Here is a 14,807-nt window from a genome sequence, read left to right as displayed (position 1 = left end):
CGAGATATCGCACGTTTTGCGAGCGATACTCGTTATTCATAAAGAAGGGAGAGATAAGAGTGAATCAATGGGAGATTGACGGGAAAACAAGACTGTACGGCCTTCTCGGGAGTCCGGTTTCGCATAGCCTGTCTCCTTTTATTCATAATGAGGGCTTTCGGCGCATTTCCCTGAATGCCCGTTATCTTGCCTTTCGTGTGGGAGAGAAGGAGTTGGAAGGCACTTTATCCGCTCTTCGGAAAATGCAAGTGGGAGGGCTTAACTTAACGATGCCGCTGAAGGAGGCGGTACTTCCGCTTTGCGACAGCCTTTCCAAGGAAGCAAGGCTCTCCTCTTCGGTGAATACCCTTATCTTTTCGGAAAATGGAGAAATGACAGGAAGCAGTACGGACGGAATCGGTTTCTTCCGTGCCTTGGAAGCGGAAAATGGCTCTACTGAGGGCAAGAGGCTTTGTCTTATGGGGCTCGGCGGCGCCGGAAAAGCTGTCCTTTCCCGAGCGGTCTATACCGAAGTTTCAGAGATTCGGCTTTTGCAAAGAGCCTCGTCCATTGAAAAAAACAGGGCATTTATTGAGAAAGTGGAACAAGAAACCGGGAAAAGGATTCTCCTTGGATCCTATGAGGAAAATTTAGCAGAATTTCTGGAAGAAAGTGATATTCTTGTCAATTCCACAAATGTGGGAATGGGAGAAAAGCTGTCTCTCATTCCGGATGCAAAACTGCTCCATAAAGGCCTTTTTGTGGCTGATTGCATTTACCATCCGTTAGAGACAAAGTTGCTCTCTCAGGCTAAAAATAAGGGACTTCGCTATATGAACGGTCTTCCGATGCTTTTTTACCAGGCTGCGGAAAGCTTTCGGCTTTGGACCGGACAGGTTTTTCCGGAAGAGGAAGTACTGGAAGCGTTAAGAGGAAAGATTGAAAAGAAATGATTAGTGAAAAAAGGCATTCCCGTAGTAGGGACTGTCTTTTTTTTCTATCCCTTTCCCTTTTCGAAAAAAGGATAGAAAGAGTAAATCCGGACTAAAATATTTACTAAACTTATTGACTCATTACTAGTAAAATGATACCCTTTCTATATTAAAGGAAGTCTGTGATATTTATTTTTTTATGGGATGGGGAATCGAATGGAAAGAATAAAAAAGCAGTGGGAAAATGAAGAACTGATCATGATTGGTAGGAAGGAAGCGGTGGCGGACTTTCACCACAAAGCGGAGCATGAAAAAGTTCTTTCTTTAAACGGAGAGTGGAATTTTCTTTATCTGAAAGCGCCGGAGTACTCCCCTGAAAACTTTTATGAGGAAGATTTTGAGGATCGGGAATGGAAAAGGATTCCTGTACCTTCTTGCTGGCAATTTTATGGTTATGGGCAAAAACACTACACGGATGTATGGTATCTCTTTCCGATTAATCCGCCCTTTGTGCCGTCCGACAACCCCTCAGGAATATACAGAAGAAGCTTTCATCTGGAGAAGAAGGAAGAAGGAAAGCAGTATTTGCTTCGCTTTGACGGAGTAAGCAGTGCCTTTGATGTTTGGGTGAACGGAAAACATCTGGGCTACAGTAAAGTGAGCCGTTTAGGCTCGTCCTTTGATGCCTCGGCATTTTTACGTGAAGGTGAAAACAGGATTTGTGTCAGAGTATACCAGTGGTCGGACGGAACGTATCTTGAGTGCCAGGATATGTGGTGGTTTTCCGGGATCTTCCGAGAGGTAAACTTGATTTCCGTTCCGGAAAAGGGAATGAAAGATCTTGCAGTTTATGCGGATTATCGATATGAAAGCGGATCCGGAAAGCTTCAGCTGCAGGTGGATTTAGGGATAGAGAGAAGCAGTTTGCAAAAGGACGGCACCTTGGAAGAAGAGAATGGCTCACAAGAAGACAGTTCTTCTATTACGATTTTGCTAAAAGATAAGGCAGACACTCCGCTTTTCCGCGAAAGAGTCCGTTTCGCTAAGGGAGAGGACAGAAGATTCAGCGTAAATTTTGTGAAAGAGTTGGAGACTGTTCATCCTTGGAGCGCGGAAGATCCTTACCTGTATGAGCTTGAGATTGCCCTGGAAAGGGACGGAGCAATTGTGGATGCTGTGACGATGCCTGTCGGATTCCGAAGTATAGAAGTAAAAGGAGAGAACTTTTTAGTAAACGGAAAAGCTATTTTACTCAACGGCGTGAACATGCATGATTTTTCTCCAACCGGCGGGCTCACGGTAGAAAAAGAAGAGGTGAAGCAGGATCTCCTTAGAATGAAGCGCTGCAATATCAATGCCATCCGTTGCTCCCATTATCCGAAGGCAAGCTGGTTTTATTCTCTTTGCGATCAGTACGGATTTTATGTGATTGACGAAGCGGATTTGGAAACACACGGCTTTGAATGGATTGAGCGTTATGAGTGGCTGAACGATCTCCCAAGCTGGGAAGCGGCTTTTTGTGACCGCGCAATACGAATGGTGAAGGAGCATAGAAATCACCCCTCTATCATCATGTGGTCACTTGGAAACGAGTCTTCGACAGGACAGAATTTTGTGAAGATGGCGGGAGCGATTCGCGCGCTGGATCAGTCTCGTCTCATTCACTATGAAAGTGATGCCAACGCGGACATTGCGGATGTGTATTCCACGATGTATACGCGTCTTGACGGAATGGTGAGGATTGCGGAAGGAAATGATGCACACGGAAAGCCTCATATTCTCTGTGAATACGGGCACAGCATGGGAAACGGACCGGGAAATTTAAGAGAGTATCAGGATCTTTTTGAGAAATATCCGCGTCTTCAGGGCGGATTTATCTGGGAGTGGTATGACCACGGACTGAAGGAAGTGGGGAAAGAGGGACAGACCATCTACTGCTACGGAGGAGATTACGGAGACAAACCCAATAACGAAAACTTCTGTATCGATGGATTATTACGACCGGACAAAGTCATGTCTTCCGGCTTATTAAACTATAAGCAGGTGATTGCCCCGTTGGTTCTTGAAATGTTCAATGCGGCTGAGGGTGAGTTTGCACTTCGAAGTAAACGATATTTCCGGGACAGTAGCGATATGGTTTTAGAATATCGAATCTGGAGCGGAGAAAGAACGCTTCTTTCGGGAAGCCTTACGGAGCTTGTGGTGGATGCGCAGTCTTCGACGAGCTTCCGGATTTCGGAGATACCGGAGCTCTTAAAGCAGCAGGAAAATAAGGGCTTTGAAAAGGATGCAATCTATATCGATTTCCGCATTTTATATAGAGAAGAGAATGCCTTTGCGAAGAAGGGAGAAGAGCTTTCCGCTCAGCAGTTTGTTTTGAGAGAAGAAGGCTACTGCAGTCCCAAGACCTGTCTAGAAATGGAAACTTCCGAGGAGAAAACGGCTTTTCCCGCGTCCGATGGGGAGCGCGCCGATTCTGCGGAAATTCATGTAGAAGAGAGTAACACGACTCTTTCCTTTAGCAACAATCACTTTGCAATCTGCTTTAATAAGGTGAGCGGTAAGCTCGAGAAACTAAGCTACAGCGGAGAAGACTATATTACAAGCGGTCCCGTCCTCAATATGCTTCGGGCAAATATCGATAACGATATGTATAAGGTGAAGGATTGGAACGAAAAGTACTTTATCTATAAACAGCAGGAACAGTTAGAGGGTATCAGCTACCAAGAAGAGCCCTTCGGTTACAGCGTTCTTGTAAATACGCATTTCTCCGCTTTAAGCATGGCTTTCGGCTTCAAAGGAGAATACAGTTATAAGATTTATAGAGACGGTACTGTGGAGCTTGAGCTTTCCATGAAGGGCTTCCGATACAGCAGCTTTGCACCGGAATTCATCCCGAGAATCGGTGTTGAGCTTTCTGTCCCCGGAAAGCTTTCCGAGGTATCCTGGTACGGCCTCGGTCCGGAGGAAAATTACCCGGATGTGCAGGAGCATACACGAATCGGCATTTACAAAAAGCAAATAGAGGAGATGCATGAGAACTATGTGATGCCGCAGGAGAACGGACATCGCGAAGGAACGCAGTGGATTACACTCGGAAATTCCGAAGGAAGCCTGCAGATTGTAAGTACGAATCCAATCGGTTTTGACGCACATCATTACACGATAGAAGCCTTGGAAGAGGCAAAGCATTTAGGGGAGATTCGGAAATCGGAAGATATTATTCTGCACTTGGATGCAAAGCACAGCGGTGTGGGAAGCAATTCCTGCGGAGAGGAACAAATTTACCGAAATAAGACAAGATTCAATGACTACCGTTTACAGCTTCTCTTCCAAAAAATAGAGCAGAAGGAAGCATTTTCAGCGTACAGGAGGGCGAGGGAAAGAAGCTATGAGTAAAAAGACTTTGATCAACCGAAAAACAGCTCCTTATGTTTTTCTGGCACCGACCATTTTGATCTTTCTTGCCTTTATGATTTACCCGATTCTCCGTTCCTTCTATCTAAGCTTTTTTGAACTGATTTCGGGAAGCTATCAGTTTGTGGGCTTCGACAATTACCTCTCCCTCTTTCGGGACGAGACCTTTTTCAAGAGCCTGTTTAACACCTTTATTTACCTGATTATCCAGGTACCGATTATGATCATCGGTGCACTGATTATCGCATTCCTGATTGAGGAAAAGTTTATCAAGGGTAGGGGATTTTTCCGTACCGCCATCTTTCTTCCGACGGTTACGGCACTGGTTGCCTATTCTCTGGTGTTCAAGGTGCTTTTAAACGGAGATCACGGCCTCATTAACTATGTACTGGAAAGCATGGGCTTTCAAGGGATTAACTGGTTCTATGAGGAATGGCCCGCCCGCTATGCCATTATCATTTCCATCACCTGGAGATGGCTGGGCTACAATATGATTATCCTGCTTGCCGGCATTCAGGCGATTCCGAAGGATGTGATGGAAGCGGCGGAAATTGACGGGGCAAACTTTTGGCAGAAGTTTCTGTATATCACGGTACCCATGGTGAAGCAGCTGATTCTCTTCTGCACGATTACCTCCACCATCGGAACGTTGCAGCTCTTTGATGAGCCTTTTATCTTAACGGAGGGCGGACCGAACAATGCAACCATTACCATGGGACAGTACCTGTATAACAACGGTTTCCGCTATCTGAAATTCGGTTACGCTTCTGCAATCGGCTATGTGATGACCTTTATTATTGCAGGACTGTCGGCTGTACAGTTTTTTGTCACGAAAGAGGAAAAGAAATGAAAAGTATAGGAAAAATACTCAGCTACATGATTTTGATTCTTGCGGCATTTGTTTCCTTGTTTCCTTTTTATTTCATGTTCGTTTCGGGGACAAATACCAATACGGAGATTCTTTCGGTACCGCCCAAGCTCAGTATCGGAACGGCTTTATTGGATAATTTTGCCATCTTACAGGACAAAATGAATATTGCAATGAGCATATTCAACTCTGTCTTCATTTCCGTAGTCTATACCCTTCTTGCGGTCTTGCTCTTTTCCGCGGCAGGCTATGCTTTGGCAAAATATGAGTTCAAGGGAAAGAATCTGATTTTCGCCTTCATCATGGGATCCATGATGATTCCGGCAGTGGTGATGTATGTTCCGCTCTTTGAGATGATGATTAAGGTGCAAATGACGGATACCTACAGTTCGGTTATCCTGCCTATGCTGGCAAATGCCTTCGGTATCTTCCTTATGCGGCAGAATATGCTGGAATTTCCGACGGCACTGATTGAGGCGGGACGGATTGACGGACTGAGTGAAACAAGTATTTTTTTCCGTATCGTCCTTCCCAATGTAAAACCGGCAATCGGAGCGCTTGTCATCTATATGTTTACCTCCATGTGGAACAACTTTATGTGGCCTTTAATCGTGCTTGGAAGTGAAGAAAAATATACCCTGCCGATTGCCCTCGCGATGCTCGACGGAAATCCCACAAACAAAAACTATGCGGTAATTCTGCTTGCGGCATCCATTGCCACTATCCCGATTCTCCTTATTTTTATGGTTTTCCAGAAGCAGTTCGTGCAAGGTGTTATGGGTGGTGCGGTGAAAGAGTAAATGCTAAGAAGGAGTAGCTGCACAAGAAGGAGTAGCTGCATAAGAAGAAATAGTTGCATAAGAAGAAATAGTTGCACAAGAAGGAGTGACTCACAAAAAAATTGACGTATACGGTATTTGCATTATGCCAAGGTGTGTTAAATGAAGTGAACTAAATTACGAAAATACAAAATACTAAAATTTTAAACGGAGGAAAAAACAATGAAAAAGACGATGAAGAAAATCGTAAGCGGAGGCCTGTCATTACTGGCTCTTTCATCCCTGTTCTTAAGTGCCTGCGGAAATGGAGGATCGGGAAAACAGGGCGGAAAGACGACCTTGACCGTATGGGCATGGGATGTAGCTTTAAAACAGCTGGAAGAGGCGGGAAAGGTATATCAGGAGAGCCATCCGGATGTGGAGCTGAAGTTTGAAGAGATGGGAACGGATCAGATTTACAAGAAGCTTTCCACTTCTCTTGCAACCGGAAACGGCATTGCGGATATCATCTGCATCGAAGGAGAATATCTGGTGGGCTATGCGGATAAGTTCCCGGAAGGCTTCCTGGATTTAAGTGATATCGTAGAGGAAAAGGATTTTCTTCCTTCCAAAATCAGTGAAGTAAAGTATAATGATAAAATTCAGGCTTTCCCCTGGGATGCGGGCCCCGAGGCGTTGTTCTATCGCACGGATTATTTCGAAGAGGCGGGAGTGGATGCGGCATCCTTAAAAACTTGGGAAGACCTGATTGAGGCGGGAAAGAAGATAGAGGCGACTTGCAAGACGCCGTCCGGAGATCCGGTAAAGATGCTTCCCATGGATCCTAGAAAGACCAATTTCTACACCCTGATGCGCTCTCAGCTTGGAAAGGGTGCTTTTGATGAAAACGGAAATCCCATCGTAAACAGTGCGGAATCCATTCAGGCGATGAAAGAGGCTGCAAAAGTTTATGAGTCCGGTGTATGCTTAAACTACAATGGCTGGGACGAGTATGAGCAGACTGTGGTAAATCAGTCCGTAGCTTGTATTCCGGAAGCGGTTTGGATGATCGGAACCATTAAGGACAAAGGACCGGATACCAAGGGGAAGTGGTCTGTTGTAGACCTTCCCATGATTTCCGGCGGGCAGTACAGCTGTAACAACGGTGGTTCGGATATCGTGATCAACGCAAAGACCAAGAGCCCGGACATAGCAAAGGATTTCCTGAAATTTGCCATGACCGACACGAAGCTGCAGGCCTCCGGTTTTGAAAACTTCGGGCTTTATCCTTCCTATATCCCAAGCTATGAGGAAGAGGTGTTCTCGAAGGGAGATCCGTTCTTTGGAAGTACCAATGTCTACACCGTATTTATTGAGAATGGTAAGAAGGTAGCCGACATTGCCACTTCTCCCAATTCTTTAGAGGCAAATGATTCCATCAGTGCGGCAGTTTCCAAGATTTTCCTGAACAAGGAGGACGTGGAGAAAACCATGAATGATTTACAGGCGGAGCTGGAAGGCAAGTTTGCCAAGAAATAAGAATCAGAGCAGGGAGGGCTTCTGCCTTCTCTGTTCTTTCGGGCAAAGGGAAAAGGAATGAAAAAAATACTGGGAATTCTAGGTCTTGTGACGGTTACTATTATCTGGGGAGGCGGTTTTGTAGCAAGCGACATCGCCTTACAGACGCTTGCTCCGTTTCAAATCATGTTTTTACGTTTCCTGATTGGGGCGTTTTGCATGGGAATGCTGGCAAGAAAAGAAATAAAGACAATCACGAAAGACGAGATTCTTTGCGGCTTTCTGCTTGGCAGCGCGTTATTTTCCGGCTTTGCACTGCAGATTGTGGGTCTGCAATACACCACAGCTTCCAAAAATGCGTTTTTGACAGCCACCAATGTCGTTATGGTACCTTTTATCGCTTTTCTTTTGGAAAGAAAGAAAGTTGAGCTAAAGAGTGTGGCGGGCGCAATCCTTGCTTTAACCGGTGCGGGAATTCTCTCTCTGCAGAGCGGTTTTTCCATTGGACTGGGAGATAGCTTGACTTTAGGCTGTGCAATAGGATTTGCTTTCCAGATTTACCTTACGGGAAAATATGTGCATCGAATTCGTCCGGCAATTCTCAATTTTATGCAAATGCTTTCGGCCTGTATTCTTTCCTTTATCGGCCTTCTCTTTAGTGGTAGAATAGCTTTCGAAGGGGTATCTTCTTCCGGTTGGCTTGCGATGCTTTATCTGGGAGTTGTCAGTACGACAGTTTGCTATTTTCTGCAAACTTGGGCGCAAAAGTATGTGGATGAAACCAAATCCGCCATTATCTTATCGTTGGAAGCGGTGTTCGGTACTGTTTTCTCCGTCATTTTATTGCAGGAAGAAGTGACAAGCCGCATGATTTTGGGCTCTGTCACCATTTTACTGGCGGTGATGATTTCTGAGGTATCTTTCAAGAAAAAGGAAAGTAGCTCTGTTTAAGAGAGGTGAAAATAACTATGGCAACAATCAAAGATATAGCGGAGAGGGCCGGAGTTTCTCCTGCAACAGTTTCCCGGGTACTTAATCATGATGAAACCCTGAATGTACAGGAATCTACAAGGAAGAGGGTGATGGAGGCCGCGGAAGAGTTGGAATATACCATGCCTTCTCCAAGAAAAAAGAGTAAAAAGCTGAAAATCGGCATTTTCGGCTCCTATTCTCCGGAAGAAGAGTTGGAGGATCCGTATTATCTTTGTATCCGTCTTGCGGTAAAAAAGAAGCTGGAAGAGGAGCAGTGCCATATGATGGAGATTAGCCTTTCGGATTCTGCGGAGAAAATAGCAGGGCTGGACGGGATTATCTGCACGGGTACTTTTACCAATGAGATGCTGGAGAGGCTTTCCGCTTGGAACAAGCCGATTGTGATGATTGATTGCAATGCGGATTTGGAACAGTGTGACACCATTACGGTAGATTATAAAAATGCAGTCCGGGATCTCCTGGATTTTCTGATTGAGAAGGGGCATAGAAAAATCGGTTTTATCGGCGGCGGTGCGGAGCGCTGGCTCGACAGACGAAGCGAAGACCCGCGCTATACGGAGTTCTGTGCGTATTTGAAGGAAAAGAATCTCTTCTGTGAACGTTATGTAAAGCTGGGACAGCACGAGGCCCGTTATGGAAGATTGCTGTTTACGGAGCTCTATCGCGAGGGGAATCTTCCAACAGCAATCTTTGCGGCAAATGATTCCATTGCGGCAGGAATCTACAGGGCAGCCTATGAGATCGGTCTGAAAATTCCGGAGGATATCAGTGTAATCGGCTTTAATGACATTCCCGGAGCGAAATATATGGTGCCGCCTTTAACGACGGTTCGACTTTACATGGAATTTATGGGTGAGTATGCCGTGACACTCCTTTCTGAAAGAATTCAGGAGAGCCGGGAAATCAATATTAAGATTATGGTACCGACCAAGCTTCGAGTACGGAACAGTGTTCGGGAGCTGTAGATGGACTATCTCCCTTCACATTCTCCGGAGAGTTTTTTCTTGCAAAGTGCGCAGGAACTCGTTTCGGGAATAAGATGGGTGTAGGGGGCCTCTGCAAAGGGATACTCGGGAGAGTAGAACTCGGTCCTTGCCGTGCAAAGCATTTCTCCGGAGTCGGAAAAGAGAGCATAGGAAAGTATGGTAGATAGTTCCTCCACTTCTTCACTGTAAATTTGTAAGGTATATTCTTGCCCGTTAGACTTCAGGCGGAAAACTTGAGGGAAATTAGTTTCGGCATTTAGTTTTTCGATTGTGCAGGACATTGTCTTCAGCCCTGCTTTTTCCATACAGGCTTTTTTCACTAAGTCGAAAGAAACAGAAAGCATAGTTTTACTCCTTACGAATAAGAAACGGGCAGTATAATCACGGATGGTATTTTTTAGATATAAATTCATTATACAAAAAAAGGGGCTGTAAAAAATCAAAATAATAACAGGACTCTTTGTAATATAGGTCTGAATGCGGGGTAGTCTGAGCCCGTCGGTACTTGCGAAAAACAAGAGAAACGCAGTTTTTCGCTTAGTATCCGTTACGAGGCGAAGCTAGCGAGAGCGTGCCCCAAGTTCAGACCTATATTGCTTAGAAAAATATTTTGATTTTTTACAGCCCCTATTTCATAATGAGTATCGTGTACAAAGCGTGCGATATCTTAGTCTTCCTTTAACTGAAAACGTCCTACCAATTCATTTAAGATATTGGCCTGACCGGAGAGCTCTTCGGAAGCGGCAGCGGATTCTTCGGCTGTTGCGGTGTTACTCTGCACAACGGAAGAAATCTGGTCGATTCCCGTAGATACCTGTTCTACAGCTCTGGACTGCTCTACGGAAGCTTCGGCAATCTGGTTGACGAGTTCGGTTACCTTACTTGCTCCGGTTACCACTCTCTGTAAGGATTCCGCCGTGCTGTCCGCAAGGACGGTTCCCTGTTCTACGGCCTGAAGGGTTTCCTCAATCAGCATCGTAGTGTCTTTTGCCGCATTAGCGGATTTCTGGGCAAGGTTTCCGACTTCATCGGCAACTACCGCAAAGCCCTTTCCGGCTACTCCGGCTCTTGCCGCCTCGATGGCTGCGTTCAGTGCCAGGATATTGGTCTGGAAAGCGATGTCGTCAATGGTCTTAATAATCTTACTGATTTCACCGGATTTCTGATTGATGTTTTCCATAGCTGCCTTCATCTGTTGCATCTGCTTATCGGAGTGACTGACTTCCTTACCGGCGTTCTGTGCCTCTGTATTGGCAAGACGGGTGTTCTCCGCAGTCTTCTTAATGTGCTCGGAGATGTCATTTACCGTAGCGGAGAGCTCTTCGATGGAAGAAGCCTGCTCGGTAGCGCCCTGGGAAAGCCCCTGTGCACCGGAGCTTACCTGCTCGGCACCGGCATTGACTTCCCTGGCACTGGTCTTGATTTCCGCCATGGTTTTGTTCAGGTCATTGCTGATTTCCTGTAAAGAGTTTAAGAGCGGACGATAAGCACCCGGATACTGTTCGGTATTCTCCAAAGAAACCCTGAAGTTCCCTTTTGCCAACTCGGAAAGTTTATCGGAAAGGTCGGAAATAATCTCCCGAACATGCTGCATGACACTCTGGATGGCAGTTGCCAAATCTCCGATTTCATCCTGTCTGTCGTAGGATACTTTTACATCGAAGTTTCCTTCCGCAACGGCTTTTCCTGCCAATGCAATGCCCTGTAAAGGATTTAAAGCCCTTTTAATCAAGAAGAAGCTGATGGCAATTAAAATCAAAAGACCTACAACACTGAAAAGGGCACACATCAGAATCAACTGATTTCTGGCAGCCATAAATTCACTGTCTGCAATGCTGATCATGGACCAAAGCGTGGAGCCGTGAATGGTCAGCGGGCGGAAGTACATTCTTTCTTTTACCCCCACTGCATTTACCACCGTAGCGGTAAAGGCTTCCTCCTTATCCATATTTTGGCGAAGCATTTCATAGGTATCTTTATCGAGAACTTCTTCCAGCTTCTTCCCGATAGCTTGCTCCTTCATAGAGTACAAAAAGCTTCCGTTCGCATCCAGGATATTGGTAGCCAAAGACGGAAAACGGGCATCGGTCTGCTGAATGGTACTGAATACTTTGGTGTTGATATCCAGAATCACCGCACCCACAAATTGCTTGTTTTCATCGGTAATGGGATTTCCCAGACTGATCATCTGGATTTCCGGATGAAGAGTATCACTGTATACATCGGTTAAGACCATGTCTCCGGATTCCTTTGCCCCGTTGTACCAGGAGGAGTCTTTGTAAAAGCTGTACTGGTAAGCCATTATAGTCTTCTTGTCTATATCTTCTGCAGACATATATACGGCGTAATCGGATACATTATCGGAAAATCCGTACGGCTCAAAGAAGATTCCTGCTCCGACCAGATCCTTGTTGTCGGTTAAAGCGGATTGTAAAGAATCCAATATCACGGTTTCCGCATTGTAACGGGAAGCGGGAAGAGCGGCATTCACAATTCTGGAGCGGAAGGTGGTGGCATCCATTCCCGAATTAGTTACTACATTTCCGGTGGCTCTATCCTTTACAATCCATTGATTTTCCGGTGCCGCTCCAATGCTGTCATGTTGACTGTGCATGGAGTGAATTCCATTTTCCAGAGTCATGGAAACGGACTCCAAACGGGAAATGACCTGTTGCAAATCTCCGATAGCCATAGTGGCTTTGTCGTTTAAGTTGTTGTCTAAGGCAGAGCTGATGGAATGTTCTCCGGTCCGGATGATGGCTATGCTCATGGCTAAAAATACCAAAATGCTGGCAATGCCTAAAATCATAGACAGTCTTGTGCTGATGGAGGAACGCTTCTGCTTCTTCTCCACACGAATTCCCTTTTTCATCTTGTTCTTTCCTCCTTGAAAAAACTACTTCTATACTGGATGCATGACTTTTTAAATGAGATGAAGTGCGCTTTCCATAAGACACACAGAATATAAAAAAAGCCTATAATTTATCGACAGGATTAATAGAATATATAAGAAAAGAACTGCCTCCCGAGGGGATGCAGTTCTTTTCCATGCTTTATTCATAACGAGTATCGTGTGCATAGTCTGCGATATCTCGCTTTCCTTTTTAAAACCGTAAAAACGATATCTTTAGTTTTCTTTTAACTGAAAACGTCCTACCAAATCATTTAGGATATTGGCCTGACCGGAGAGCTCTTCGGAAGCGGCAGCGGATTCTTCGGCTGTTGCGGTGTTACTCTGTACAACGGAAGAAATCTGGTCGATTCCCGTAGATACCTGCTCTACAGCCCTGGACTGCTCTACGGAAGCTTCGGCAATCTGGTTAACCAACTCGGTAACCTTACTTGCTCCGGTAACCACTCTCTGTAAGGATTCCGCCGTGCTGTCCGCAAGGACGGTTCCCTGTTCTACGGCCTGAAGGGTTTCCTCAATCAGCATCGTAGTGTCTTTTGCCGCATTGGCGGACTTCTGTGCGAGGTTTCCGACTTCATCGGCTACGACTGCAAAGCCCTTACCGGCTACACCGGCTCTTGCCGCCTCGATTGCCGCATTCAGTGCCAGGATATTGGTCTGGAAGGCGATGTCGTCGATGGTCTTGATAATCTTACTGATTTCACCGGACTTCTGGTTGATGTTTTCCATAGCGGCCTTCATCTGCTGCATCTGCTTATCGGAGTGGCTGACTTCCTTACCGGCGTTCTGTGCCTCCGTATTGGCAAGACGGGTGTTCTCCGCAGTCTTCTTAATGTGCTCGGAGATGTCATTTACCGTAGCGGAGAGCTCTTCGATGGAAGAAGCCTGCTCGGTAGCGCCCTGGGAAAGCCCCTGTGCACCGGCACTGACCTGCTCGGCACCCGAGTTGACCTGTACCGCACTCTGCTGAATCTCCGCCATGGTTCCGGAAAGGTCGGAGGTAATGTTGTTAATGGAATCGAAGAGCGGACGATATGCACCGCTATAGTATTCTTCATTCTTCATTTCCACATTGAAGTTTCCTTGTGAGAGTTGATTTAATTTCTCGGAAAGGTCTCCGATAATGGAACGAATTCTGGAAACTACATCTCCCATGGAATGCATTAATTTTCCGATTTCGTCCTTGCTCTTATAGGAAAGATTCATGTCAAAATCCCCTACGGATAGCTTTTCTCCTACCTCTACCACCTTCTGCAGGGGCTTTAAGAAATAGCCAATCAACAGGGCGCATGCAAATGCAAGAGCAAATACCGTGCTAAATCCTGCTACAATTCCCACATTTCTTAATCTGTCCACTTCCTTACTATAATCCTGGTGAGAGATACTGAGTCTTGTCCACCAGGTACTGCCTTCCATGTCAATGGGGGAATAGTACTCTCTTCTTGCCTGTCCATGCTCATTCACAATATTAAGAGCAAAGGCTTTCTTGGACTCCATCTTTTCGGTAATGGCAGTACTTGCCTTCTTCGGAAGAAGCTCCTGCAAGGTTTTACCGTTTACCGCATCCGACTTGCTGTGTATGAGTCCGTCCCCATCAATTAAATTCACAAACATGGAGGGGAATTCCGGGTCCTGTTGGGTGATATTCATTAAGATATCTTCTTTTACATCCATAAGAATGGTTCCCAAAAACTGATTATTCTTCATAATAGGATGGTAAATAGCAAACATTCTCTCTTCCGGCTTTGTAATATCTCCATAAACCGGTGTAATAAAAGTGGATCCTTTTTCTTTTACTGCCTTATAATAAATCTCATTTTGATAATTGGCATAAGGATGGTTTGTAATCACTCTTTTATCCAAATCTTCCCGAGAAAGAATTGGGGCGTAATTCTCTATCCCCTGATAAAATGCATTCGGCTCAAATAAAATACCGATGTCCGCCAAGTTTTCTTCTGTCTTAAGATTGGCATAGAGTGCATTTAAAATCACAACCTCGGCATTGTAACGGGAAGCAGGAAGGTAAGCATTTACCACACGGCTCCGGAAAGATACATTTTCCATAGGGGTAATCTTCTGAGGATTTCCATCGTCATCGTTAATGGTCCAAGGATTTCCGGGAACACCTCCCACCTCATCATGCTGATCAAAAACAAAGCTGATGCTTTCTTCAATGTTATTGGCTGTAGCATTCAGCTTGGTCATCAAGTCTTCCAAATCGTAAGAAGCCTGGGCAGACTTATCCGCCATATTGGCATCCACCTTCTTATACATAGATAATCTAAAGCTATGTATCAAAAAAAACAGTAATGCCAATAAAAGCAAGAAGGTCAAAATCCCGATGATAATTGACATTTTCTGCCCTAATCCGAGATTCTCCAATAAAGACCCCTTCGCTTTTTGTTTCTTCTTCATGCTTTTTTCCTTCCTCCCTGAAAATAGTAA

General features: G+C 45.3%; 10 protein-coding genes. 7 read left to right on the top strand and 3 right to left on the bottom strand.

The annotated features are described in order from the left end of the window. The first annotated feature begins 59 nt into the window (after positions 1 to 59). The 7 genes from aroE to HMPREF9124_RS09250 all read left to right on the top strand — a co-directional run bounded on the left by aroE (position 60) and on the right by HMPREF9124_RS09250 (position 9,430). Positions 60 to 932, top strand: a complete 873-nt coding sequence (aroE, locus tag HMPREF9124_RS09280) for a shikimate dehydrogenase (RefSeq protein WP_009428618.1) — start codon at positions 60 to 62, stop codon at positions 930 to 932. A 195-nt stretch (positions 933 to 1,127) separates the two neighbouring features. Beyond that, positions 1,128 to 4,310: a glycoside hydrolase family 2 TIM barrel-domain containing protein gene (locus HMPREF9124_RS09275; RefSeq protein ID WP_009429729.1), complete on the top strand. Its 3,183-nt coding sequence runs from the start codon at positions 1,128 to 1,130 to the stop codon at positions 4,308 to 4,310. After that, on the top strand, positions 4,303 to 5,178 hold the full coding sequence (locus HMPREF9124_RS09270) for a carbohydrate ABC transporter permease (RefSeq protein WP_009429965.1): 876 nt from the start codon (positions 4,303 to 4,305) through the stop codon (positions 5,176 to 5,178). Before HMPREF9124_RS09275 ends, HMPREF9124_RS09270 begins: the two co-directional genes overlap by 8 nt. After that, positions 5,175 to 5,996 (top strand): carbohydrate ABC transporter permease, encoded by an 822-nt coding sequence (locus HMPREF9124_RS09265; protein WP_009429306.1) that lies wholly within the window; start codon positions 5,175 to 5,177, stop codon positions 5,994 to 5,996. The genes HMPREF9124_RS09270 and HMPREF9124_RS09265 overlap by 4 nt, the downstream gene beginning before the upstream one ends. Before the next feature lie 201 nt (positions 5,997 to 6,197). Then, positions 6,198 to 7,493 (top strand): ABC transporter substrate-binding protein, encoded by a 1,296-nt coding sequence (locus HMPREF9124_RS09260; RefSeq protein WP_009428345.1) that lies wholly within the window; start codon positions 6,198 to 6,200, stop codon positions 7,491 to 7,493. Positions 7,494 to 7,550: 57 nt separating this feature from the next. After that, a complete protein-coding gene (locus HMPREF9124_RS09255; RefSeq protein ID WP_009427728.1) occupies positions 7,551 to 8,423 on the top strand; it encodes a DMT family transporter in 873 nt (290 codons plus the stop codon). A gap of 17 nt (positions 8,424 to 8,440) precedes the next feature. Continuing rightward, positions 8,441 to 9,430: a LacI family DNA-binding transcriptional regulator gene (locus HMPREF9124_RS09250; RefSeq protein ID WP_009428554.1), complete on the top strand. Its 990-nt coding sequence runs from the start codon at positions 8,441 to 8,443 to the stop codon at positions 9,428 to 9,430. A gap of 5 nt (positions 9,431 to 9,435) precedes the next feature. On the opposite strand, the gene HMPREF9124_RS09245 is transcribed toward HMPREF9124_RS09250, so the two are convergent. The 3 genes from HMPREF9124_RS09245 to HMPREF9124_RS09235 form a co-directional block, all read right to left on the bottom strand. Continuing rightward, positions 9,436 to 9,795: a hypothetical protein gene (locus tag HMPREF9124_RS09245; RefSeq protein ID WP_009428029.1), complete on the bottom strand. Its 360-nt coding sequence runs from the start codon at positions 9,793 to 9,795 to the stop codon at positions 9,436 to 9,438. Positions 9,796 to 10,118: 323 nt separating this feature from the next. Continuing rightward, on the bottom strand, positions 10,119 to 12,323 hold the full coding sequence (locus tag HMPREF9124_RS09240; protein WP_009428990.1) for a methyl-accepting chemotaxis protein: 2,205 nt from the start codon (positions 12,321 to 12,323) through the stop codon (positions 10,119 to 10,121). A gap of 255 nt (positions 12,324 to 12,578) precedes the next feature. Further along, positions 12,579 to 14,777, bottom strand: a complete 2,199-nt coding sequence (locus HMPREF9124_RS09235; RefSeq protein WP_036597813.1) for a methyl-accepting chemotaxis protein — start codon at positions 14,775 to 14,777, stop codon at positions 12,579 to 12,581. Positions 14,778 to 14,807: the final 30 nt, after the last annotated feature.

It is taken from the genome of Oribacterium sp. oral taxon 108 str. F0425 (assembly GCF_000214455.1).
GTDB classification, from domain to species: domain Bacteria; phylum Bacillota; class Clostridia; order Lachnospirales; family Lachnospiraceae; genus Oribacterium; species Oribacterium asaccharolyticum.
The sequence above is the reverse complement of the archived record's forward strand: the minus strand, read 5'-3'. Positions and strand labels throughout refer to the sequence as shown.

Coding starts and splice junctions, on each gene's coding strand:
- HMPREF9124_RS09275 (WP_009429729.1), top strand. CDS start 1,128: ATGGAAAGAATAAAAAAGCAGTGGGAAAATGAAGAACTGATCATGATT.
- HMPREF9124_RS09270 (WP_009429965.1), top strand. CDS start 4,303: ATGAGTAAAAAGACTTTGATCAACCGAAAAACAGCTCCTTATGTTTTT.
- HMPREF9124_RS09265 (WP_009429306.1), top strand. CDS start 5,175: ATGAAAAGTATAGGAAAAATACTCAGCTACATGATTTTGATTCTTGCG.
- HMPREF9124_RS09260 (WP_009428345.1), top strand. CDS start 6,198: ATGAAAAAGACGATGAAGAAAATCGTAAGCGGAGGCCTGTCATTACTG.
- HMPREF9124_RS09255 (WP_009427728.1), top strand. CDS start 7,551: ATGAAAAAAATACTGGGAATTCTAGGTCTTGTGACGGTTACTATTATC.
- HMPREF9124_RS09250 (WP_009428554.1), top strand. CDS start 8,441: ATGGCAACAATCAAAGATATAGCGGAGAGGGCCGGAGTTTCTCCTGCA.
- HMPREF9124_RS09245 (WP_009428029.1), bottom strand. CDS start 9,795: ATGCTTTCTGTTTCTTTCGACTTAGTGAAAAAAGCCTGTATGGAAAAA.
- HMPREF9124_RS09240 (WP_009428990.1), bottom strand. CDS start 12,323: ATGAAAAAGGGAATTCGTGTGGAGAAGAAGCAGAAGCGTTCCTCCATC.
- HMPREF9124_RS09235 (WP_036597813.1), bottom strand. CDS start 14,777: ATGAAGAAGAAACAAAAAGCGAAGGGGTCTTTATTGGAGAATCTCGGA.